This is a genomic window from Sinorhizobium sp. Y406, assembly GCF_058732025.1.
In genome coordinates this window covers 669,513-689,273 of the sequence record NZ_CM178975.1, presented here as the reverse complement: position 1 = coordinate 689,273, position 19,761 = coordinate 669,513, and the positions used below count along the sequence as shown (strand labels likewise).

The following is a 19,761-nucleotide window of genomic DNA, read 5'->3' as shown; positions in this document are numbered from 1 at the left end:
AGAGAGACGCATGGTTTCGAAGCTCCTGATTGCCAATCGCGGTGAGATTGCCTGCCGCATCATCAGAACTGCTCATCGCCTCGGCATGCGCACCGTTGCCGTCTATTCCGATGCCGACGACGGGGCGATGCATGCGGCACTGGCGGATGAAGCGATACGGATCGGGCCGGCACCCGCCGCCGACAGCTATCTCTCGATCCAGCGGATCATTGCGGCGGCGAAAAGCGTTGAGGCGGACGCCATTCATCCAGGCTACGGCTTCCTTTCGGAAAATGCCGACTTTGCCGAAGCCGTCGAGGCTGCCGGCATGATCTTCATCGGCCCGCCCGCGCCTGCGATCCGCGCCATGGGTCTCAAGGACGCGGCCAAGGCCCTGATGGAGCGCGCCGGCGTTCCGGTCGTGCCGGGCTATCATGGCGATGCACAAGAGGCGGACTTCCTCGCAGGGCAGGCGGCGGAAATCGGCTACCCGGTGCTGATCAAGGCACGAGCCGGCGGTGGCGGCAAGGGTATGCGGCGCGTCGAGCGGATGGAGGATTTCATCGAGGCGCTCGAATCGGCGCGGCGCGAAGCGAAGGCCGCCTTCGGCGACGATGCGGTCTTGATCGAGAAATACCTGACGCGGCCGCGCCACATCGAGGTGCAGGTGTTCGGCGACCGCCAAGGAAATATCGTTCACCTCTTCGAGCGCGACTGCTCGCTGCAACGCCGTCACCAGAAAGTGATTGAGGAGGCTCCGGCGCCGGGCATGACGGCGGAGGTGCGCCGCGCCATGGGCGACGCCGCGGTCAGAGCGGCGCAGGCGATCGGCTATGTCGGGGCTGGCACGGTCGAATTCATTGCCGATGTGACGAACGGGCTATGGCCGGACCGGTTCTATTTCATGGAGATGAACACACGCTTGCAGGTGGAGCACCCGGTGACGGAGGCAGTTACCGGGCTCGACCTCGTCGAATGGCAATTGCGCGTCGCTGCCGGCGAACCGCTACCGCGAAGACAGGCGGATATCGGCGTCGATGGCTGGGCCTTCGAGGCACGAATCTATGCGGAAGATCCCGCCAGGGGCTTCCTGCCGGCAACGGGTGAACTGAAGCACCTGAGCTTTCCGGACGAAGGCGTGCGGATCGACTCCGGCGTACGGCAGGGCGATGCGATCACTCCCTATTACGATCCTTTGGTCGCCAAGCTGATCGTCCATGGCGGCAATCGAGCGGCGGCCCTCGCGCGTCTGCAGACCGCACTCAAGGAAAGCCGCATCGGCGGGACGGCGACCAATCTCGACTTTCTCATCCGGCTGACGGAGGAGCATGAATTCCGCTCTGGGAGGCCGGACACGGGACTGATCGACCGCGAAATCGAACGACTCACGGCACCGGTCGCCCCGGACGACGAGGAACTGGCATTGGCGGCGATCGTTTCGACCGATGTGCTCCGGCCGATCACCGCCAACGATCCGTGGCTATCGCTCGGCCATTGGCAGATCTGGGGCGACGCGGACCGGACCGTCATGATCGACCATGCGGGCGGGCACTCGGTCGTGACGCTGAAGGCGCGCGGGCGTGATCAGTTCGCGGTTCATGCGGGTACGAGCACCTTTCCCGTGCTAGTGCTGGAGCGTTTCGAGGATGGCGCCAGTGTCGAGGTATCGGGCCGGCGGCGGGCGCTGCGCTTCGTTCGCCAAGGCGAGACATTGACCCTGTTTGTCGACGGCCGCAACCTGACGTTCCAGTTGCCGGACCATTTCGCTGGCGGACACGGCGGAGAAATCGCCGACGACGAACTCATCGCGCCGATGCCGGGACTGATCAAGCTGGTCCGGGTCGGGGCGGGGGAGGCTGTGGCCAAGGGCCAAGCGCTCGTCGTCATGGAGGCGATGAAAATGGAATTGACCCTTTCGGCTGCGCGCGAGGGAACTGTCGCGAGCGTGCTCGTGGCCGAGGGAGCGCAGGTCAGCGAAGGTACGGTGCTCGTGACGCTACAAGAGGAGGCGGCTGAGTAATGACCTCGCAGCGGGCAGGACATGTCACGATCGTCGAGGTGGCGCCCCGCGACGGGCTTCAGAACGAGCCGCGTCTGGTCGACACGGCCGACAAGATCAGGCTCGTCGATCTCCTTTCCGATTGCGGCTACGAACGAATAGAAGTGACGAGCTTCGTCAGCCCGCGCTGGGTGCCGCAGATGGCCGACGCGCCGGCCGTCCTATCGGGCATAAGACGGCGGCTGGGCACGCGCTACGCCGCATTGACGCCCAACATGCAGGGGTTCGAGGCGGCAATTGCCGCTGGTGCCGACGAGGTGGCGATCTTCGCCTCCGCCTCGGAAACCTTTTCGCAGAAGAACATAAATTGCTCGATCGCCGAGAGCATCGAGCGATTTCGTCCGGTCGCGGAGGCGGCCCATCACCGTCGAATTCCGCTCCGCGGCTATGTGAGTTGCGTCATCGAGTGTCCCTATGAGGGCGCCATCGCGCCGACGGCGGTTTTGCGCGTCGCGCGGCTTATGGCTGACCTCGGCTGCTATGAGATCAGCCTCGGCGACACGATCGGACGCGGCACGCCGAAAGCCGTCGATGCGATGCTCGCGGCAGTGCTCGGCGAGATTGCCGCGAGCAAGCTCGCGGGCCATTTTCATGATACGTCCGGTCGGGCGCTCGACAATATCGCCGCTGCCCTCGATCACGGGCTGAGGGTGTTCGACGCCTCCGTGGCCGGCCTCGGCGGCTGCCCCTATGCTCCAGGGGCGGCGGGCAATGTCGACTCGCTCGCGGTGAACGCCTTCCTGCTGACAAAAGGATATTCGACGGGTCTTGATGGGGAGAAGCTCGATCACGCCGCAGCCTTCGCCCGGTCCTTGTTAGGTGCCGCATGACCTATGACACGATTCGACTTGTCGTCGAGGATCGCGGTATCGCCCGGCTGACGCTTGCCCGCCCCGAAAAGCACAATGCCCTTTCCGCGGTGATGATCGGCGAACTCACCGACGCAGCCGTCAGGCTCTCTGCCGATGCGGCAGTGCGCGCGGTCGTGCTCGATGCCGAAGGGAAGAGTTTCTGCGCCGGGGGCGATCTCGAATGGATGCGCGAGCAGTTTGCCGCTGATCGGCAGACGCGGATCGCCGAAGCGACGCGGCTGGCGATGATGCTCAAGGCGCTGAATGAACTGCCGAAACCGCTGGTCGCGCGCGTGCACGGCAATAGCTTCGGCGGCGGCGTCGGGCTGATGAGCGTCTGCGACGCCGTCATTGCGGCGAAGGGGGTGAAGTTCGGCCTGACGGAAACGCGGCTCGGTTTGATCCCAGCCACAATCAGTCCTTATGTCGTTGCCCGGATCGGCGAGGGAAGAGCCCGGCCACTGTTCATGTCCGGGCGGCTTTTCGAAGCGCAAGAGGCGACGACCGCAGGGCTGGTGACGGCGGTTGTCGATGCCGCCCAGTTGGACGCCACGATCGAAGCCGAAACCCTAACCTATCTTGCCGCCGCTCCCGCAGCAGCCGGGCGGGCGAAGCGGTTGGCGCGATCGCTAGGTGCTCCCATCACCGATGCTATCATTGCCGCGACGATCGAGCGACTCGCCGATACCTGGGAGACGGACGAAGCGCGGGAAGGGGTATCGGCCTTTTTCGAGCGCCGTGAGCCGTCCTGGCGCGCTTGAGCTCTGCTTGCGCTTGAACTAATCAGAATTTGATCCTATTTTAACATCAAGCTGATCAAAACAGGATCGAGATTGGTCATGATCGCTGTCGATTTCGACATTACCGCTGCGCGCTTCGGAGAGGACCACTCGCCGTATCTGTCGGCCCGCCTGGTTGCCGACCGGCTGGGCGTGACGCTCGCGGAACTCGCCAAGCTGATCGGCGTCGCCCGCAACACCTTGACCGCCAAGTCCGGGGTGCGGAAGGTCGACAGCGCGCTGAGCCAGGTCGTGCGCATCCTTGCAATGGCATCGGAAATGGCGGGGGACGAGACCCGTGCCGTCATCTGGTTCAAGCATCAGCCGATCCCGGGCTGGGCCGGGAAGACGGCCCATGACCTGGTGGGCGAAGGCAAGGCCGACAAGGTGCTTGCCTATCTCGAGTCCGTGCGCGCCGGCGTCTATTCCTGATGACGCCAGCCGAGCCGACGGAGCTCTGGCGCGCCTTCGTGCCGCGCTGGGCGCATATGCCGCTTTCCGGTGAGGGTGCCGCCCGATTCGGCGGCCGATGGAATCCGATCGGCACGCCGACCATCTATGCGGCGCGCGAGCTTTCCACCGCCTGGGCGGAATACAATCAGGGTTTCGTCCAGCATCCGGCACTTATCGTGAAGCTGGAACTGCGTGACGCGAAGCTTGCAGACCTTACCGACGCCGGCGTGCTCGCCGAGCTTGACCTTGAGGAGGCCATTCACCGCTGCGAATGGCGCGAGGAACTCGACCGCGGAGTGGCGCCGCAGACGCACACCGTGCACGCGAACCTCCTCGCCCGCGGGTTTCACGGCGTGATCTACCCGTCCTTCATGTCGCCCGGCGGCACCTGTGCCGCGCTCTGGCGCTGGAATGGCAAGAATGGACCGAGGCTCGACGTCGTCGATCCCGAGGGCCGGCTGCCAAAGTCGCCGGCGTCGTGGATTTAGTGCCTGCGTGACGACCAAGGCAGCGCCGCACGAAGGTGGTCGTTGCCGCCCGGGCGCCGGTGTCGAGATACTCTTCCAAGAACATCCGGGAAATTCTTGCCGGCCCTGGAGCTCAGCCTCCGATCGCTCACGCTCAATGATAGAGTTCGGCTACTCACTGCGAAACAGCCTCCACTTAGTGGGGCGGAACGCGATACGGCTGCGGTCGGCCGAGGACGCGCGCTCGGGCGGCAACTCAATCTCGATCGAAGGCTGCGTCTTGCCGAGATCGAGTTCCAAGTGGCGCGTGCCCGCGACGCGCCGGCTCGCTGTGACGCGGCCGGCGAGGCAGCCGCTGGAGCCCTCGATGAGCTCGGCGTCGTGGGGGCGGAAATAGAGGGTTGCCGGCCCGCTCGGTTCGTTTGCGGCGCGCAGACCGATCGGGCGGTCCTCGAACCAGATCTCACCGCTCGCAAGCGTCACCTCCAGGCAGTTCGACTGGCCGATGAAGCCGTAGACGAAGGGAGAAATTGGGTGGTCGTAGATCTCGTCGGGCGTGCCGACCTGCTCGATCGCGCCCTTATTCATCACGGCCAAGCGGTCGGCAAGCTCGAGCGCTTCCTCCTGGTCATGGGTGACGAAGACGGTCGTATAACCGGTGCGGTCATGGATTTCCCGGAGCCACTTGCGCAGTTCCTTACGCACCTGCGCGTCGAGCGCGCCGAAGGGCTCGTCGAGCAGCAGCACGCTCGGTTCCACCGCCATGGCGCGAGCAAGCGCGACCCGCTGGCGCTGGCCACCGGAAAGCTGGGCCGGATAGCGCTTTTCTAGTCCGGAGAGTTGCACCAGTTCCAAAAGGTCGAGCGCCCGGCGGCGGATCTCGGCGGGCGGCGGGCGGCGGGCGGCGGACTGCACCTTCAAGCCGAAGCAGACGTTGTCGAGCACCGTCATGTGCCGGAAAAGCGCATAGTGCTGGAAGACGAAACCGATGTTGCGTTCCTGCACGGTTTTCTTCGATGCGTCCTCGGCGCCGAAGAAGATCGTGCCCTCGGTCGGGCTTTCGAGACCGGCAATGAGCCTGAGCAACGTCGTCTTCCCGGAGCCGGAGGGGCCAAGCAGCGCGATCAACTCACCGGAGCGGATATCCAGGGAAACGTCGACAAGCGCCGGGAAGCGGTCGAATTCCTTGCGTAAGCTCTGGACGCGGACTTCCATGGATCTCTGGACCTTTCAATGCCTGCGGCTCAAACGCTCGGCTGCCAAGGGCCATGCAATCTTACCGCCCCGGCTTGTAGATCTGGTCGAAAACCCCGCCGTCGGCGAAGAACTTCCGCTGAGCTTCCGTCCAACCGCCGAATTCGTCAATGGTGACCAGTTTGAGATCGGCGAAGCGCGCGGTGTCCTTGGGGTCGGCGAATTCCGGCTTGAACGGCCGGTAATAATGCTTGGCCGCAAGCTTCTGTCCGACATCGCTGTAGAGGTAGTTGAGATAGGCTTCCGCCACCTTGCGCGTGCCCTTGCGGTCGACATTGCCGTCGACCAGCGCCACCGGCGGCTCCGCCTTGATCGAAATCGATGGCGTGACGATCTCAAACTTGTCCGGGCCGAGTTCCTCGAGGGAGAGGTAGGCCTCGTTCTCCCAGGCAAGCAGCACATCCCCAAATCCGCGTTGGACGAATGTGGTCATCGCCCCCCAGGCGCCGGTGTTGAGAACGAGTACGTGCTCGAACAATTGCGCCACATATTCCTGCGCTTTGGCATCGTCGCCGTTATTTTCCGCGCGCGCCCAGGCCCAGGCGGCGAGGAAGTTCCAGCGGGCGCCGCCCGATGTCTTCGGATTGGGCGTGATCACCTGGATATCGTCACGGACGAGGTCGCCCCAGTCCTTGATACCTTTCGGATTATCCTTGCGGACGAGGAAGACGATCGTCGAGGTGTACGGGGCGCTGTTGTTTTCGAGGCGGGTTCTCCAATCGGCTGGGATCTTGCCGGTCGCCGCGGCGATCGCATCGATATCGGCCTCGAGCGCCAGCGTCACCACGTCCGCCGGCAGCCCGTCGATGACGGAGCGCGCCTGCTTGCCCGAGCCCCCATGGGAGGTCCGGATCGTCACCGCCTTGGCTGTATCCGCCTCCCATTTTTCAGCGAAGGCGGCATTGAATTCTTTGTAGAGTTTCCGCGTCGAGTCATAGGACACGTTCAGGATCGTCGTATCGGCGTGAGCGAGGCCGATAGAGCCGAACTGCAGGATTCCAATCACAAGAGCTCGGCTCACCACCGGGGCAAGTCTATCCGCTTCCATATCGACCTCCAACCTCGGCCAGAAGAAACTACACTCTTCGAATACCAGCCGGATAGCCTTAAGATATCGGCGAGGAAATGAGCGCTTCTTTGCCAAGTTCACGATCGGCTGCCTACAAAAGTATGCGATTGGTCATGCTCAGGTGCTTCCGCTGCAGGCGACCACGTCAAGAAATCATGATTTCTTTCCGGGCCAGTCGACTGGCGGACGGCTTCATGCGAAATTCACTTGCACTGATCATGTGAAAGCCCGCAAAACGGGCTTTCATTCTCGCCGGGTCTCTCTGGCGACGAAACCATCAGGCTCAGGCTATGCTCGCCCACTACAGAAAGCGAGGTCATTTACAACTGTAGTACTAAGCGAACCGTTGAATATCCTGTTACGTCCCGGTTTGTGCGCGTTCTACCTGTGCTGGTTCCGCCGGCATCGGCGCGACAGCCAAATCGCACTCAGTGCGGTAGAGCTGCCATTTCGTCGGCCGGAAGGCGATGCGGGTGTGGTCGGTCGAAGAGGCGCGCTCCGGCGGCAACTCGATCTCGACCGGAGGCTGGGTCCGGCCGAGGTCCAGTTCCAGGTGCCGTGTGCCCGCCACGCGCCGGCTGGCGGTAACGAGTCCGGCGAGGCAGCCACCGCAACCGTCGATCAGTTCGACGTCGTGCGGGCGGAAATAGAGGGTTGCCGGTCCGTCCGGTTCGTTCGCCGCACGCAGGCCGATCGACCGGTCCTCGAACCAGATCTCGCCGCTTTGAAGCGTGACATCGAGGCAATTCGACTGACCGATGAAGCCATAGACGAAGGGCGAGATCGGGTGATCGTAGATCTCGTCGGGTGTCCCCACCTGCTCGATCGCACCCTTGCTCATCACCACGACGCGGTCGGCAAGCTCCAGTGCCTCCTCCTGGTCATGGGTGACAAAGACGGTCGTGTGGCCGGTACGGTCGTGGATGTCGCGCAGCCACTTGCGGAGTTCCTTGCGGACCTGCGCGTCGAGCGCGCCGAAAGGCTCGTCGAGCAAAAGCACATTGGGCTCCACCGCCATGGCGCGGGCGAGCGCCACGCGCTGGCGCTGGCCGCCGGAAAGCTGGGCCGGATAGCGTTTTTCAAGGCTCGATAGCTGCACGAGGTCCAAAAGCTCGAGCGCGCGGCGGCGAATCTCGGCGGCCGGCGGCCGCCTGCTGGCGGGTCGGACCTTTAGCCCGAAGGAGACGTTTTCGAGCACCGTCATGTGCCGGAACAGCGCGTAGTGCTGGAAGACGAAACCGATATTGCGCTCCTGCACGCTTTTCTTCGACGCGTCCTCGTTTCCGAATAAGATCACGCCGTCGGTGGGGCTCTCGAGCCCGGCAATCAGCCGCAGCAGCGTCGTCTTGCCGGAGCCGGAGGGGCCAAGCAGCGCGATCAATTCGCCGGTACGGATGTCGAGCGAGACGTCTTCGAGCGCGGGATAGCGGCCGAATTCCTTGCGTATGTTCTGGACGCGGACTTCCATGCCTTATGGACCTTTCAATGCCTGCGGCTGGCAGCGATCTCGTCGCTGTAGCGAAGTTCAAGCGCCGTCTTCAGGACGAGCGTCACCAGCGCCAGAAGCGCAAGGAGTGCTGCGACCGCAAACGCGGCGACGAAGTTGTATTCGTTGTAGAGGATCTCGACCTGCAACGGCATCGTGTTCGTCTGGCCGCGAATGTGGCCGGAAACGACGGAGACGGCGCCGAACTCGCCCATGGCCCGGGCGTTGCAGAGCAGCACGCCGTAAAGCAGGCCCCATTTGATGTTGGGCAGCGTTACATGCCAGAAGGTCTGCCAGCCGCTGGCGCCGAGTGACAGCGCCGCCTCCTCGTCGCTCGTGCCCTGTTCCTGCATCAGCGGGATCAACTCGCGCGCGACGAAGGGGAAGGTGACGAAGACAGTGGCGAGCACCAGTCCCGGAACGGCGAAGAGGATCTGAAGGCCGAAGCTCTGGAGAAAGGGCCCGAGCACGCTGTTGGCGCCGAAAAGCAGCACGAAAACCAGACCGGAAATGACCGGCGACACGGAGAATGGCAGGTCGATCAGCGTCGTCAGGAAGGCCTTGCCCTTGAACTCGAACTTGGCGATTGCCCAGGCGGCCGCCACGCCGAACGCGAGATTGAGCGGAACGGCGATGCCGGCGACAGTCAGCGTCAGGAAGACGGCGGAGATGGTCTCCGGATCGGCAAGTGCTGCGAAGAACTCCGCCGGCCCCTTGCGGAACGCCTCGATGAAGACGGTGGCGAGCGGCAGCAGCAGGAAGAGGGCGACGAAGCCGAGTGCGAGCGTGATCAGCACCGAGCGGGCGAGCCGGCTCTCCGACGTTGCCGCGCCGACGAGCAGGGAGGGTGCCGTGGCCGGTGCCGGGCTGAAATCATGAACCATGGCCATATCTCCGTCTGCTCCAGGCCTGGATCATGTTGATGACCAGCAGCATGATGAAAGAGAGGAGCAGCATCACCGCGGCGATCGCGGTCGCCGCCGGATAGTTGAATTCCTCGAGCCGGATCACGATCAGCAGCGGGGCGATCTCCGATACATAGGGCAGGTTGCCGGCAATAAAGATGACCGAACCATATTCGCCGACGCCGCGGGCGAAGGCGAGCGCGAAGCCTGTCAAGCCGGCCGGCAACAGGCCCGGCAGCAGCACGCGGCTGATCGTCTGGAAGCGGTTGGCGCCGAGGGTCGCGGCCGCTTCCTCGACCTCCTTGTCGATTTCCTCCATGATTGGCTGCACCGTGCGGACGACGAAGGGCAGGCCGACGAAGACGAGGGCGACGATGATGCCGGCCGGGGTGAAGGCGATCTTGATGCCGAGTGGTTCGAGGACCGCGCCGATCCAGCCGTTCGGCGCATAAAGGGTCGTGAGCGCAATGCCGGCGACGGCGGTCGGCAGCGCGAAGGGTAGATCGACCATGGCGTCGATCACGCGCTTGCCGGGGAAGCGGTAGCGCACCAGAACCCAGGCGAGGACGACGCCGAAGACGAGGTTGACGATCGCCGCGATGAACGCGGTGCCGAAGCTGATCGTCAGCGCGTTGACAGTACGTTCGTCAAGTGTCAGCGCGATGAACTTCGACCAACCGAGGCCGCTCGAGCGCCAAAGAAGACCGGCAATCGGAATAAGAACGATGAGGGTGAGCCATGTCAGTGTGACGCCGAGCGCCAATCCGAACCCCGGAATGACGCTCGGCTGCCGAAACCGCCATCGCATGCGTGTGCGAGAGGCCATCGGATCTTATCGTCCCGGCTTGTAGATTTGGTCGAAAATCCCGCCATCGGCGAAGAATTTCGGTTGCGCTTCCTTCCATCCGCCGAAATCGGCGATGGTGACGAGCTTCACCTCGGGGAAGCGCGCAGCGTCCTCGGGATCGGCGGCTTCCGGCTTGAAGGGGCGATAGTAGTGCTTGGCCACGATCTTTTGCCCGGCGTCGCTGTAGAGATAATCGAGATAGGCTTCGGCGACCTTACGCGTGCCCTTGCTGTCGACATTGCCGTCGACGAGCGCCACCGGCGGCTCGGCCTTGATCGAAATCGATGGCGTGACGATGTCGAAATTGTCGGGGCCGAGTTCGTCAAGCGAAAGATAGGCCTCATTTTCCCAGGCGAGCAATACGTCGCCGAGGCCACGCTGGACGAAGGTGGTCGTTGCCCCGCGCGCGCCGGTATCGAGAACCGGAACATGCTTGAAGAGTTCGCTTACATATGCCTGCGCCTTTGCCTCATCGCCATTGTTCGCAGCGCGTGCCCAGGCCCAGGCGGCGAGGAAGTTCCAACGGGCACCGCCCGAGGTCTTGGGATTGGGCGTGATCACCTGGATATCGTCGCGGATGAGATCGCCCCAATCCTTGATGCCCTTAGGATTGCCCTTGCGGACAAGGAAGACGATCGTCGAGGTGTAGGGTGCGCTGTTGTTCGCGAGGCGGCTTTTCCAATCGGCGGGGATCTTGCCGGTTGCCGCGGCGATCGCGTCGATATCGGCTTCCAGCGCAAGCGTCACGACATCCGCCGCCAAGCCGTCGATGACTGAGCGGGCCTGCTTTCCCGAACCGCCATGGGAGGTCTGGATCATCACCGTCTCCCCAGTATCGGCCGCCCATTTCTCGGCGAAGGCGGCGTTGATGTCCTTGTAGAGTTCCCGCGTGGGATCATAGGAGACGTTGAGGATCGTCGTGTCCGCCTGAGCGAGGCCGATCGAGCCAAGTTGCAGGCTTCCAACCACGAGCGCTAATTTCAGCATTCCGGCAAGTTTATTCGAGCTCATCCCGACCTCCATCCTTTGCCGAATAAAACTATCAATTTAGTCGACTACTGCAACGCAAACCTATGATGCTGGAACTATCATTCGCGAAATGTCCTGTCGTCTTTGCAGGATTTTGGGGAATTTCGTGCCCGCCTGATCCTCTGCTGTTGGGTCACACCGCAATATGCCACAGCACAGGCAAATAGAGGAGTGCCGACGCGGGCGGGCGGGTCAGCGCTTCAGAGCACGTGCCCTCGCGCGACGACTGTCCATTTCGTTTTCGGTGCGCCGCCTTTAAGGACATGAATGGTATCCACCATATTGGTCACGACACAGGCGTGGTTCGGGACGATCCGGACCTGCTCGCCGACCTCAAGGCCAATCGCACCATCCGAGACCAGCCGGCCGTGCTCCTCGGAAAGCTGATCGATGCAAATGTCGTCTCGGCCGAGCACATGGCCGTAGCCGGTGAGGCCTAGCAGGTCGGAGGTCAGCACTTTGCTGCCGGCGTCGATAATCGCCCTGTCCTGCGCCGGCACGGAGACGACGGTCGCAAGCACGGTAAGGGCGCAATCCTCCCACGTTGCCACGCCGCGGGCAACAAGCGAGCGGTCGTTGTAAATGTAGGTGCCTGGCCGGTATTCCGTGGCGACGGGCGCCTCCGCCGCCCGCATCATGCCTGGAGTGCCGCCCGATGTAATGCTCGCAACCACCAGCCCGTCGGCCTCGATCAACCGCTTTGCCTCGCTCATGAAAGACTGCACCTGTGCCGCGGCGCCGGCCGGCGGATAGGTCATCAGGCCGCCGAAGCGCAATCCGGGAGCGTCGGCGATACGGCGGGCAAGGTGAGCGGCCTCGGCAGGCGTCGCCACGCCGCAGCGATCCGCACCGGTGTTGCATTCCACAAGCACTGTGAGCGGCTTTTCCGTGCGGGCGAAATGGGCCGACAGGGCATCGAGGACGGTCTGATTGTCGCCGACCACGCTGAGGGTCACGCGCGCGTTCAGGCTTTCGAGCCGCGCCAGCTTTTCTGCCCCGAGAATATTGTAGGTGATCAGCACATCTTGGATGCGGGGGCTGCCGTCGACCATCGCCTCCGCCTCGCTCACCTTCTGGCAGGTAATTCCAACCGCTCCCGCGTCCAGCTGCAACTCGGCCATCTGCGGCAGCTTGTGCGTCTTTATGTGCGGTCGCACGCGGATCCCGTGCCTGTCGGCATAGGCCTGGAAAGCCCGGATATTGCGCCGGGCAACGTCGAGATCGACGAGCACGGCGGGCGTCTCGATCGGCAGGGTCATGCGGCCTCCGTTCCTCCGATGATCGAAAGCGAAAACGGCGAATCTCGCCGAGCCCGCTTGACAAGTTATGAACCGAGGCCTTTGATAGGTCAATCCGATATTCGGGACTAGTGTCCGGTATATTGGAATACACAGATACCGGGAACAAAAAAAGGGGAGATCACCGATGATCAAGACGTTGACTATGGCGGCGAGCTTTGCCGTCACGGCATTGGCAGCCATGCCGGCCGCTGCACAGCAACCCTCCAGCAAGCTCGACGAGGTGCTGTCGCGGGGCCATCTAATACTCGGCACCGGCAGCACGAACGCGCCGTGGCACTTCAAGAGCGCAGAAGACAAACTGCAGGGATTCGACGTCGACATGGGGCGCATCATCGCCAAGGCGCTCTTCGGCGACCCGGAAAAGATCGAATTCGTCAATCAGTCATCGGACGCGCGTATCCCCAACATCACCACCGGCAAGGTGGACATCACCTGTCAGTTCATGACGGTGACCGGCGAGCGCGCCCAGCAGATCGCCTTCACCATTCCCTATTATCGCGAGGGTGTCGGCCTGATGTTGAAGGGCGACGGCAAATATGCCGATTATGAGGCGCTGAAGGCCGGGGGCTCCTCGGTCACCGTTTCGGTGCTGCAGAACGTCTATGCGGAGGATATGGTTCACGCCGCACTCCCCGAGGCGACCGTCGACCAATACGAGTCCGTGGACCTGATCTATCAGGCGCTCGAATCCGGCCGTGCCGATGCCGCGGCCACGGACCAATCGTCGCTTGCCTGGTACATGACCCAAAATCCGGACCGCTACAAGGATGCCGGCTATGGCTGGAACCCGCAGACCTATGCCTGCGGGGTGAAACGCGGCGACCAGGACTGGCTGAACTTCGTCAACACGGCGCTGCACGAGGCGATGACGGGGGTCGAGTTCGATTTCTATGCCAAGTCCTTCAAAACCTGGTTCGGCAAGGACCTGACGCCGCCGCAGATCGGCTTCCCGGTCGAATTCAAGTAAGGCCCGAAACCACTGGCAGTTCCCGTCAAGCGACGAAACTGCCAGTGGCTCGGTCCCATCGGGCTATCGCTCATGACCTATACTTTGAACTTTTCGGCCGTCTGGCGCTCCTTCGACCTTCTCCTGCAAGGGCTTGCACTCAGTCTCGGTCTGGCGGCACTGGCGATCCTCGCCGGGTGTGCGATCGGCTTGATTACGGCCTTCGGCCTGGTCTCGAAGAGGGTTCTCTTGCGAAAGCCGGCCGGCCTCTACGTGACGATGATCCGTAACACGCCGATCCTGGTCCTCGTCCTCTTCAGCTATTTCGCCCTTCCCGAACTCGGAATCCGTCTCGGCAAGATCGAGAGCTTCGTATTGACGCTTGCGATCTATTCCGGCGCCTATCTCGCCGAGGTCTTTCGCGGCGGTCTCATCGCCGTGCCGCCGGGGCAGCGCGAAGCTGGGCTGGCGATCGGACTGACTGAGTTGCAGATCCGCATCTCGATCATTATCCCCCTGATGCTGCGCAACGTGCTGCCATCGCTCGGCAGCACCTTGATCTCGCTCTTCAAGGACACCTCGCTCGCCGCTGCGATCGCGGTTCCGGAACTCACCTTCGAGGCGCGCAAGATCAACGTCGAAACGTTCCGGGTCATCGAGACCTGGATCGTCGCGAGCTGCCTCTATGTCGCAACCTGTTCGCTGCTGGCCGCGCTGATGCGGGCCGTCGAGCGGCGGCTCGCCGTGCCGAGGTGACGCCAATGGACTTCTCCTTTCTCGATCAGCTCTGGGTGGCGCGGTTTCCACTTCTCAAGGGCCTTGGCGTGTCGATCTCGATCTCGCTATCGTCGATCGTCGTCGGTACGGTGCTGGGCGTTTTTGTCGGGCTGGCGCTCACCTATGGCGTGAGACCGCTCAAATGGCTGGTCCGCGGTTACACGGATTTCATCCGCGGCACGCCGGTGCTCGTCCTCGTACTTGCGAGCTACTACGTCCTGGGCACTGTGGGCATCAATCTCGGCCCGTTCCAGGCGGGCGTTCTGGCGCTTGCGGTCTTTTGCAGCTCGCATGTCGGCGAACTGGTGCGCGGGGCGCTGCAATCTATCCCGAAGGGCCAGACCGAGGCCGCGAAGGCGATCGGGCTCACCTTCCCGCAGACCTTCGCCTATGTGCTGGGACCGCAGGCGCTGCGCCAGGCGCTGCCGGCCTGGGTCAACACCGCGGCCGAAATGGTCAAGGCTTCGACGCTGCTTTCGATCATCGGCGTGGCCGAGCTCTTGCTGCGCACGCAGGAAGTGATCTCCCGCACCTTCATGAGCCTCGAATTCTATTTCTTCGCGGGCTTCCTCTATTTCGTCATCAACTACGGCATCGAGCGCTTCGGCCGCTACGTCGAGCGCAAGACCGCCGTTCCATCGTGAGGCCCCGATGAACAATCTTCTCGAAATCCGTGATCTTCACAAGCGCTACGGCACGGTCGAGGTCCTGAAGGGCGTGGATTGTACGATGCGCCAGGGCGAGGTGATCAGCATCATCGGCTCGAGCGGTTCCGGCAAGACGACAATGCTCCGCTGCATCAACATGCTCGAGGAGTTCCAGGGTGGCACCATCACCCTCGATGGCGCGGAAATCGGCTACGAGACGGTTGGCGGCGTGCGCCGTCGCAAGCCGGAGCGCGAGATCGCTCGCCAGCGCGCCCTGACTGGCATGGCCTTCCAGCAGTTCAATCTGTTTCCGCACATGAGCGCCGCGGCAAATGTGATGCTGGGGCTGATCAAGGTGAAGAAGATGGGTCGCGACGAAGCAAGGGCGCTTGCCGAGAAATGGCTCGACCGGGTGGGGCTCCTCTCCCGTATCGACCATTACCCCGGTCAGCTTTCCGGCGGTCAGCAGCAGCGCGTCGCAATCGCCCGCGCCATCGCCATGAATCCGAGGCTGATGCTCTTCGACGAGGTGACATCCGCGCTCGACCCGGAACTCGTCAACGAGGTGCTGCAGGTGATCAAGGGGCTCGCGGAAGACGGCATGAGCATGCTCATCGTCACGCACGAGATGCGCTTTGCCTACGAGGTGTCGTCTCGGGTCATCTTCATGAACCAGGGGCGGATCGGCGAGGAGGGCGACCCCCGCGAGATGTTTGTGAAGCCGAAGACGGAGCGGCTGGCGGAATTCCTGAAATCCTCGGCGTTCAATTGACATTCAGCTGAAAAATCAAGAAGTGGAGTGACGTGTGACGATCAAGCGTTATGGGACGGGCGAAACCGGTGCGGGCAAGCAGGCCTTGCCCTTTGCGCGCGCCGTCGAGGCGAATGGCTGGCTCTATGTCTCGGGCCAGGTTGCCATGGAGGGCGGCGAGATCATCGGCGGCGGCATCATTGCCGAAAGCCGTAAGGCGATCGAGAATATGATCGCCATCCTTCACGAGGCGGGCTACGGGATCGAAGACGTGGTCCGGGTTGGCGTCTGGCTCGATGACCCGCGCGACTTCTGGACCTTCAACGGTGTCTACGCCGAATATTTCGGCATGAACCCGCCGGCACGCGCCTGTGTGCAGTCGCGCATGATGGTCGACTGCAAGGTTGAAGTTGACTGCGTGGCCTACAAGGCTAAATGAAGTGATCTTCCAAGTGGCCGGAGCGGGATGGGACCTTCTCGTCGCGTTCCGATCTAAACCGAGGGTGCGATGACGGACGCAGCAGACACGATCAATCGCCGGGCACGGGGGCTCGACCGGGCCTTCGAGATCCTCGACTTCCTGCGTCTTCAGCGCCAGCCGCTCCGCCCGAACGAAATCGCCCAGGGGATCGAGGCACCGCGTTCGTCGGTCTATGAACTCGTCAATCTGCTTCTCCGTCAGGGCGTGCTCGAATATCGGGGCGACGACGGCCGCGTGTTTCTGGGCCGCAGGCTCTATTTTCTCGGCGCCGCCTATGCCGAGCAGTTCGATCTCATCCGCGAGTCGGAGCATCTGCTCGCGCGGATTGCCGAAGAGACGCGCGAAACCGCGCAGATGTGCCAGTTGGAAGGCAATAAATATGCCGTCGTTCTGATGAACGAGGGCAGCCGGCCCTTCCGCATCTCGACGAATATCGGCGAACCGGTCGCCATTCCGTGGACTGCTTCTGGCCGCTTGCTCGTGGATCATATGAGCGACGAGGAGCTACTGGCCTTCATCCCGCAGGAGGATTTCCTGCTGCCGAACGGGCATCGGCTCGACCCGGCCGAATTCATCGCGCAAGTCCGCGAAGCCAAGAAGAACGGCTACTTCACTTTCAACAGCATCGTAGACAGTTTCACCCATTGCTTCGCCGTGCCGGTCTATGATGCGGGCGAAATTTGCATCGCTACACTCTGCCTTGTCGCCCCCAAGGAGGACGGTTTGCGCAATCGCGATGCCTATCTCCGTGTCCTGATCGACGCGGCGAAAGAGCTCTCGGAAAAGCTCGGCCATCGGCATGATTCCGGAGAGTTCGTCCGGGCCGCGGCAGCAGGCTGAGTGATTGATCCTGCGAGCACGAGAGTGCTCGTGCCTGCTGTTGACATGGGGTCTGGAAGGCGGGATAGCTCGCGGCGCAATGAAAATCGCGTTCCATGCGCCTCTGAAACCCCCTGACCACCCAGTCCCCTCGGGCGACCGGCAGATGGCGCGCATGCTCATCGAAGCGCTGCAACTGGCAGGGCATGAGGTCGACATCGCTTCGCGCTTGCGAAGCTTCTCGCGCGAAGCCTCGCATGCGGATTTCTCGACGCTACGCCTGCAGGCAGATCAGGAGATCGCGCGCCTTCGCGCCCTCTGGCGGCAGGGCGGCGCACCCGATGCGTGGTTCTGCTACCATCCTTACTACAAGTCCCCGGACCTGATCGGTCCCCGCCTGTCGGCGGAGTTCTCCATTCCCTATGTGACGGCCGAGAGCTCCTATTCGTCCCGTCGCAGTCACGGGCCCTGGAAGCTTGCCCAGGACGAGGTGGCCGCCGGTGCGCGGCAGGCCGCCGTCAATGTCTGTTTCACTCAGCGAGATCGGGAGGGACTGGAGAGCGCAATCCCGGACGGGCGCTATGCGATGCTCTCGCCCTTCATCGACGTAGCGCCTTTCGAGAAACTGGAAAGAAGAAAGAGCGGGAGCTTCCGGCTGATCTCGGTTGCCATGATGCGGCCGGGCGACAAGATGGACAGCTTTCGAATGCTGTCGCGTGCTTTGCAGCACCTTGTCGATCTGCCCTGGACGCTGACGGTCGTCGGGGACGGTCCTGCCAGCGCGGAGGTTTCTGATGCCTTTTCCTTCCTCCCGGCAGAGCGGCTCGACTGGGCCGGTGCGACGCAGCCGGGGGCGATCGCCGGAATTCTGGCTAGCGCCGATCTCTATGTCTGGCCCGGCTGCGGTGAGGCATACGGGCTTTCCTATCTCGAGGCGCAGGCGGCGGGCTTGCCGGTCGTAGCGCAAAGGACGGCAGGCGTGCCTGCGGTCGTCAAGGATGGTGAGACGGGAATTCTGACGCCGCCCGGGGACGTCGCGCTTCTCGCTGCGGCAATCCGGAGATTTCGCGATGACGAGACGCTTCTGGCCGAATGCGGCGAGCGTGCGCGCCGTTTCGTGTTCGAAGAACGCTCACTTCCGGCTGCCGCTCAGCGCCTCGGCGGGATATTCGACCATTATGTGAGGAGCAAGCCATGACCGGGCATTCCGCTTGGCAGGCGCTGATCGACCGCCTCGACCATTTGCAGGACGCCGGGCAAAGTGTCGATTTCTGGCTGCGCGACGACGATGCGGTCGAACCCACCGCGGCGCTTCACCGGTTGCTCGACCTGACGGAGCGCTTCTCCGTGCCGGCGACCTTGGCCGTCATACCCGCCTATACCGACGAACGCCTCGCGCGCTGCGTCGCCGGACGCCGCGGCATCAGCGTTGCGGTTCACGGCTGGTCGCACGAAAATCACGCCTCGGCGGGAGAAAAGCGGCAGGAACTCGGAGCGCACCGGCCGAGCGGCGCGATCGTCGGGGAATTGAGCACCGGATATGCGCGTCTGCGCATGCTCTTTCCCGCGGCCTTCGTGCCGTTGCTCGTCCCGCCGTGGAACCGCATCGATGCCGGGGTAGTTGCCGAACTCTCCAATATCGGATTCAGGGCGCTCTCGGTCTTCGGCCCGGAGGCCGCCGGCAAAGCCGCCGCCCTTCGCCGGCCGGAGCTCGCTTTCATCAATACCCATGTGGACGTGATGGATTGGCGGGGGACACGCGGCGGTCGCGATCACGCGATGCTCGTCCACGAAATCCTGCGGCGGTTGGACGAGGTAAGTGATGGCGAGGGAACGGTCGGAATCCTCACCCACCACCTGGTTCACGACGAGAGCGTCTGGGCGTTCCTGTCGAAGCTGTTCGAAATCACCGCGTCGCACCCCGCCTGCCGGTGGCGCAGCGTCGCCGATCTCATAGGTCGATGATCTGGCGGTCGCGAGCGGCGAACGCACCGGGAAAGAAAACCTGCACTTCCTGTTCCATCGCGGCAAGCGCCGCATCGGTGCGCGAAGGGTCGTGATGGAACATGGCAAGCCGCGGAATGCCGGCGGCCTTTGCCAAGCGTGAACCGTGCATACCTGTCGAATGACCGAAGCCACGATAGGTCGGAATTTCCGATTCCAGATAGGTGCAGTCGTAGACCATCAGGTCGGCGCCGGCGATGAAATCGAGGAGCGCGGGATCGAGGATGCCCGGCTCGTGTTCCGTGTCATAGATGAGCGCGACAGCGCGGCCACCCCAGTCGACCCTGTAGCCGACGCAGCCGCCCGGGTGAACAAGGCTCATTGTTCGGACGGAGACATCGTCTCGGGGAGAAAGCGTATCGCCAGGACCGAAGTCGACGCAGTCGAGGCTGGCTTCGCATATTCCCGTGCCGACCGGGAACCACGGCGGCCGCATGAACTCGTTGATCATCTCCCGGGTCGACATCTGCCCGTGAAGGTGCCCGGACCAGAAACGCACCGCCGTGCTGCAGCGGTAGATCGGTTTAAAATAGGGCAGGCCGATAATATGGTCGTAATGGCTATGGGTGAAGAAGACATCGAATTTCGATATGCCTTCCCGCATCAGTGACAGCCCGGCTTCCCGTATACCGGAACCGGCGTCGAAGATCAGCACCTCGTTGCCGTAGCGGACTTCGATGCAGGAGGTATTGCCGCCATAGGCCAGGAATTGCTCACCGGAAACCGGCAAACTGCCTCGTACGCCCCAGAACCTCACGCGAAAGGTTTCTTCCTGCATTCCAATCCGGCTTTATCCTGCCCGCTTCGAGCCCCTTGCCTAAAGCGCGCTGACTAGACAAGCACACATTATCATGGTC

The 19,761-nt window shown here is 62.9% G+C and carries 21 protein-coding genes; 13 read left to right on the top strand and 8 right to left on the bottom strand.

Annotated features, from left to right (window positions below; all coding sequences use genetic code 11):
• Positions 1-10: 10 nt before the first annotated feature.
• From AC4P1R_RS20130 to AC4P1R_RS20110, 5 genes are all read left to right on the top strand, one after another.
• Entirely contained in the window at positions 11-1,999 is a 1,989-nt protein-coding gene (locus tag AC4P1R_RS20130) for an acetyl/propionyl/methylcrotonyl-CoA carboxylase subunit alpha (protein WP_492178526.1), read from the top strand.
• On the top strand, positions 1,999-2,868 hold the full coding sequence (locus AC4P1R_RS20125) for a hydroxymethylglutaryl-CoA lyase (protein ID WP_069457178.1): 870 nt from the start codon (positions 1,999-2,001) through the stop codon (positions 2,866-2,868). Before AC4P1R_RS20130 ends, AC4P1R_RS20125 begins: the two co-directional genes overlap by 1 nt.
• Positions 2,865-3,650 carry a crotonase/enoyl-CoA hydratase family protein gene (locus AC4P1R_RS20120; protein ID WP_151613766.1) on the top strand — a complete coding sequence of 262 codons (786 nt, stop codon included), beginning with the start codon at positions 2,865-2,867 and terminating at the stop codon, positions 3,648-3,650. Before AC4P1R_RS20125 ends, AC4P1R_RS20120 begins: the two co-directional genes overlap by 4 nt.
• 78 nt (positions 3,651-3,728) lie before the next feature.
• Entirely contained in the window at positions 3,729-4,100 is a 372-nt protein-coding gene (locus tag AC4P1R_RS20115) for an antitoxin Xre/MbcA/ParS toxin-binding domain-containing protein (RefSeq protein WP_069457180.1), read from the top strand.
• A complete protein-coding gene (locus AC4P1R_RS20110; protein ID WP_151613765.1) occupies positions 4,100-4,609 on the top strand; it encodes an RES family NAD+ phosphorylase in 510 nt (169 codons plus the stop codon). The genes AC4P1R_RS20115 and AC4P1R_RS20110 overlap by 1 nt, the downstream gene beginning before the upstream one ends.
• 150 nt (positions 4,610-4,759) lie before the next feature.
• Here AC4P1R_RS20110 and AC4P1R_RS20105 read toward each other — a convergent pair whose 3' ends face one another.
• From AC4P1R_RS20105 to AC4P1R_RS20075, 7 genes are all read right to left on the bottom strand, one after another.
• Positions 4,760-5,803, bottom strand: coding sequence for a sulfate/molybdate ABC transporter ATP-binding protein (locus AC4P1R_RS20105; RefSeq protein ID WP_151613764.1), 1,044 nt, complete (start codon positions 5,801-5,803; stop codon positions 4,760-4,762).
• A 61-nt stretch (positions 5,804-5,864) separates the two neighbouring features.
• Complete coding sequence (locus AC4P1R_RS20100; protein ID WP_151613763.1) at positions 5,865-6,890, bottom strand: sulfate ABC transporter substrate-binding protein; 1,026 nt, start codon at positions 6,888-6,890, stop codon at positions 5,865-5,867.
• 379 nt (positions 6,891-7,269) lie between these two features.
• On the bottom strand, positions 7,270-8,379 hold the full coding sequence (locus AC4P1R_RS20095) for a sulfate/molybdate ABC transporter ATP-binding protein (protein WP_151613762.1): 1,110 nt from the start codon (positions 8,377-8,379) through the stop codon (positions 7,270-7,272).
• A 14-nt stretch (positions 8,380-8,393) separates the two neighbouring features.
• Positions 8,394-9,281: a sulfate ABC transporter permease subunit CysW gene (gene cysW / locus AC4P1R_RS20090; protein WP_151613761.1), complete on the bottom strand. Its 888-nt coding sequence runs from the start codon at positions 9,279-9,281 to the stop codon at positions 8,394-8,396.
• The gene (gene cysT, locus AC4P1R_RS20085; protein ID WP_034855454.1) at positions 9,271-10,128 is read right to left on the bottom strand and encodes a sulfate ABC transporter permease subunit CysT; all 858 of its coding nucleotides are present in this window, start codon (positions 10,126-10,128) and stop codon (positions 9,271-9,273) included. The genes cysW and cysT overlap by 11 nt, the downstream gene beginning before the upstream one ends.
• Positions 10,129-10,134: 6 nt before the next feature.
• A complete protein-coding gene (locus tag AC4P1R_RS20080) occupies positions 10,135-11,160 on the bottom strand; it encodes a sulfate ABC transporter substrate-binding protein (RefSeq protein ID WP_151613760.1) in 1,026 nt (341 codons plus the stop codon).
• Between the two features lie 218 nt (positions 11,161-11,378).
• Entirely contained in the window at positions 11,379-12,437 is a 1,059-nt protein-coding gene (locus tag AC4P1R_RS20075; protein ID WP_151613759.1) for a D-TA family PLP-dependent enzyme, read from the bottom strand.
• Positions 12,438-12,603: 166 nt separating this feature from the next.
• On the opposite strand from AC4P1R_RS20075, the gene AC4P1R_RS20070 reads away from it, so the two are divergent.
• From AC4P1R_RS20070 to AC4P1R_RS20035, 8 genes are all read left to right on the top strand, one after another.
• Complete coding sequence (locus AC4P1R_RS20070) at positions 12,604-13,446, top strand: transporter substrate-binding protein (RefSeq protein ID WP_069457187.1); 843 nt, start codon at positions 12,604-12,606, stop codon at positions 13,444-13,446.
• Between the two features lie 72 nt (positions 13,447-13,518).
• Positions 13,519-14,181, top strand: a complete 663-nt coding sequence (locus AC4P1R_RS20065) for an amino acid ABC transporter permease (protein WP_069457188.1) — start codon at positions 13,519-13,521, stop codon at positions 14,179-14,181.
• A gap of 5 nt (positions 14,182-14,186) precedes the next feature.
• Positions 14,187-14,846: an amino acid ABC transporter permease gene (locus AC4P1R_RS20060; RefSeq protein WP_069457189.1), complete on the top strand. Its 660-nt coding sequence runs from the start codon at positions 14,187-14,189 to the stop codon at positions 14,844-14,846.
• A gap of 7 nt (positions 14,847-14,853) precedes the next feature.
• On the top strand, positions 14,854-15,621 hold the full coding sequence (locus tag AC4P1R_RS20055; protein ID WP_151613758.1) for an amino acid ABC transporter ATP-binding protein: 768 nt from the start codon (positions 14,854-14,856) through the stop codon (positions 15,619-15,621).
• A 34-nt stretch (positions 15,622-15,655) separates the two neighbouring features.
• Positions 15,656-16,039 (top strand): RidA family protein, encoded by a 384-nt coding sequence (locus tag AC4P1R_RS20050; RefSeq protein ID WP_151613757.1) that lies wholly within the window; start codon positions 15,656-15,658, stop codon positions 16,037-16,039.
• A 69-nt stretch (positions 16,040-16,108) separates the two neighbouring features.
• A complete protein-coding gene (locus AC4P1R_RS20045; RefSeq protein WP_069457192.1) occupies positions 16,109-16,921 on the top strand; it encodes an IclR family transcriptional regulator in 813 nt (270 codons plus the stop codon).
• Positions 16,922-17,000: 79 nt separating this feature from the next.
• Complete coding sequence (locus AC4P1R_RS20040) at positions 17,001-18,098, top strand: glycosyltransferase family 4 protein (protein ID WP_151613756.1); 1,098 nt, start codon at positions 17,001-17,003, stop codon at positions 18,096-18,098.
• Positions 18,095-18,865, top strand: a complete 771-nt coding sequence (locus tag AC4P1R_RS20035) for a polysaccharide deacetylase family protein (protein ID WP_151613755.1) — start codon at positions 18,095-18,097, stop codon at positions 18,863-18,865. Before AC4P1R_RS20040 ends, AC4P1R_RS20035 begins: the two co-directional genes overlap by 4 nt.
• Here the strand turns inward: AC4P1R_RS20035 and AC4P1R_RS20030 are convergent.
• Positions 18,852-19,682 carry an MBL fold metallo-hydrolase gene (locus AC4P1R_RS20030; protein ID WP_069457195.1) on the bottom strand — a complete coding sequence of 277 codons (831 nt, stop codon included), beginning with the start codon at positions 19,680-19,682 and terminating at the stop codon, positions 18,852-18,854. The genes AC4P1R_RS20035 and AC4P1R_RS20030 overlap by 14 nt on opposite strands.
• Positions 19,683-19,761: the final 79 nt, after the last annotated feature.

Bases quoted from the DNA above. Each gene is read 5' to 3' on its own strand.
- AC4P1R_RS20130 (WP_492178526.1), top strand. From the start codon at position 11: ATGGTTTCGAAGCTCCTGATTGCCAATCGCGGTGAGATTGCCTGCCGC.
- AC4P1R_RS20125 (WP_069457178.1), top strand. From the start codon at position 1,999: ATGACCTCGCAGCGGGCAGGACATGTCACGATCGTCGAGGTGGCGCCC.
- AC4P1R_RS20120 (WP_151613766.1), top strand. From the start codon at position 2,865: ATGACCTATGACACGATTCGACTTGTCGTCGAGGATCGCGGTATCGCC.
- AC4P1R_RS20115 (WP_069457180.1), top strand. From the start codon at position 3,729: ATGATCGCTGTCGATTTCGACATTACCGCTGCGCGCTTCGGAGAGGAC.
- AC4P1R_RS20110 (WP_151613765.1), top strand. From the start codon at position 4,100: ATGACGCCAGCCGAGCCGACGGAGCTCTGGCGCGCCTTCGTGCCGCGC.
- AC4P1R_RS20105 (WP_151613764.1), bottom strand. From the start codon at position 5,803: ATGGAAGTCCGCGTCCAGAGCTTACGCAAGGAATTCGACCGCTTCCCG.
- AC4P1R_RS20100 (WP_151613763.1), bottom strand. From the start codon at position 6,890: ATGGAAGCGGATAGACTTGCCCCGGTGGTGAGCCGAGCTCTTGTGATT.
- AC4P1R_RS20095 (WP_151613762.1), bottom strand. From the start codon at position 8,379: ATGGAAGTCCGCGTCCAGAACATACGCAAGGAATTCGGCCGCTATCCC.
- cysW (WP_151613761.1), bottom strand. From the start codon at position 9,281: ATGGTTCATGATTTCAGCCCGGCACCGGCCACGGCACCCTCCCTGCTC.
- cysT (WP_034855454.1), bottom strand. From the start codon at position 10,128: ATGGCCTCTCGCACACGCATGCGATGGCGGTTTCGGCAGCCGAGCGTC.
- AC4P1R_RS20080 (WP_151613760.1), bottom strand. From the start codon at position 11,160: ATGAGCTCGAATAAACTTGCCGGAATGCTGAAATTAGCGCTCGTGGTT.
- AC4P1R_RS20075 (WP_151613759.1), bottom strand. From the start codon at position 12,437: ATGACCCTGCCGATCGAGACGCCCGCCGTGCTCGTCGATCTCGACGTT.
- AC4P1R_RS20070 (WP_069457187.1), top strand. From the start codon at position 12,604: ATGATCAAGACGTTGACTATGGCGGCGAGCTTTGCCGTCACGGCATTG.
- AC4P1R_RS20065 (WP_069457188.1), top strand. From the start codon at position 13,519: ATGACCTATACTTTGAACTTTTCGGCCGTCTGGCGCTCCTTCGACCTT.
- AC4P1R_RS20060 (WP_069457189.1), top strand. From the start codon at position 14,187: ATGGACTTCTCCTTTCTCGATCAGCTCTGGGTGGCGCGGTTTCCACTT.
- AC4P1R_RS20055 (WP_151613758.1), top strand. From the start codon at position 14,854: ATGAACAATCTTCTCGAAATCCGTGATCTTCACAAGCGCTACGGCACG.
- AC4P1R_RS20045 (WP_069457192.1), top strand. From the start codon at position 16,109: ATGACGGACGCAGCAGACACGATCAATCGCCGGGCACGGGGGCTCGAC.
- AC4P1R_RS20040 (WP_151613756.1), top strand. From the start codon at position 17,001: ATGAAAATCGCGTTCCATGCGCCTCTGAAACCCCCTGACCACCCAGTC.
- AC4P1R_RS20035 (WP_151613755.1), top strand. From the start codon at position 18,095: ATGACCGGGCATTCCGCTTGGCAGGCGCTGATCGACCGCCTCGACCAT.
- AC4P1R_RS20030 (WP_069457195.1), bottom strand. From the start codon at position 19,682: ATGCAGGAAGAAACCTTTCGCGTGAGGTTCTGGGGCGTACGAGGCAGT.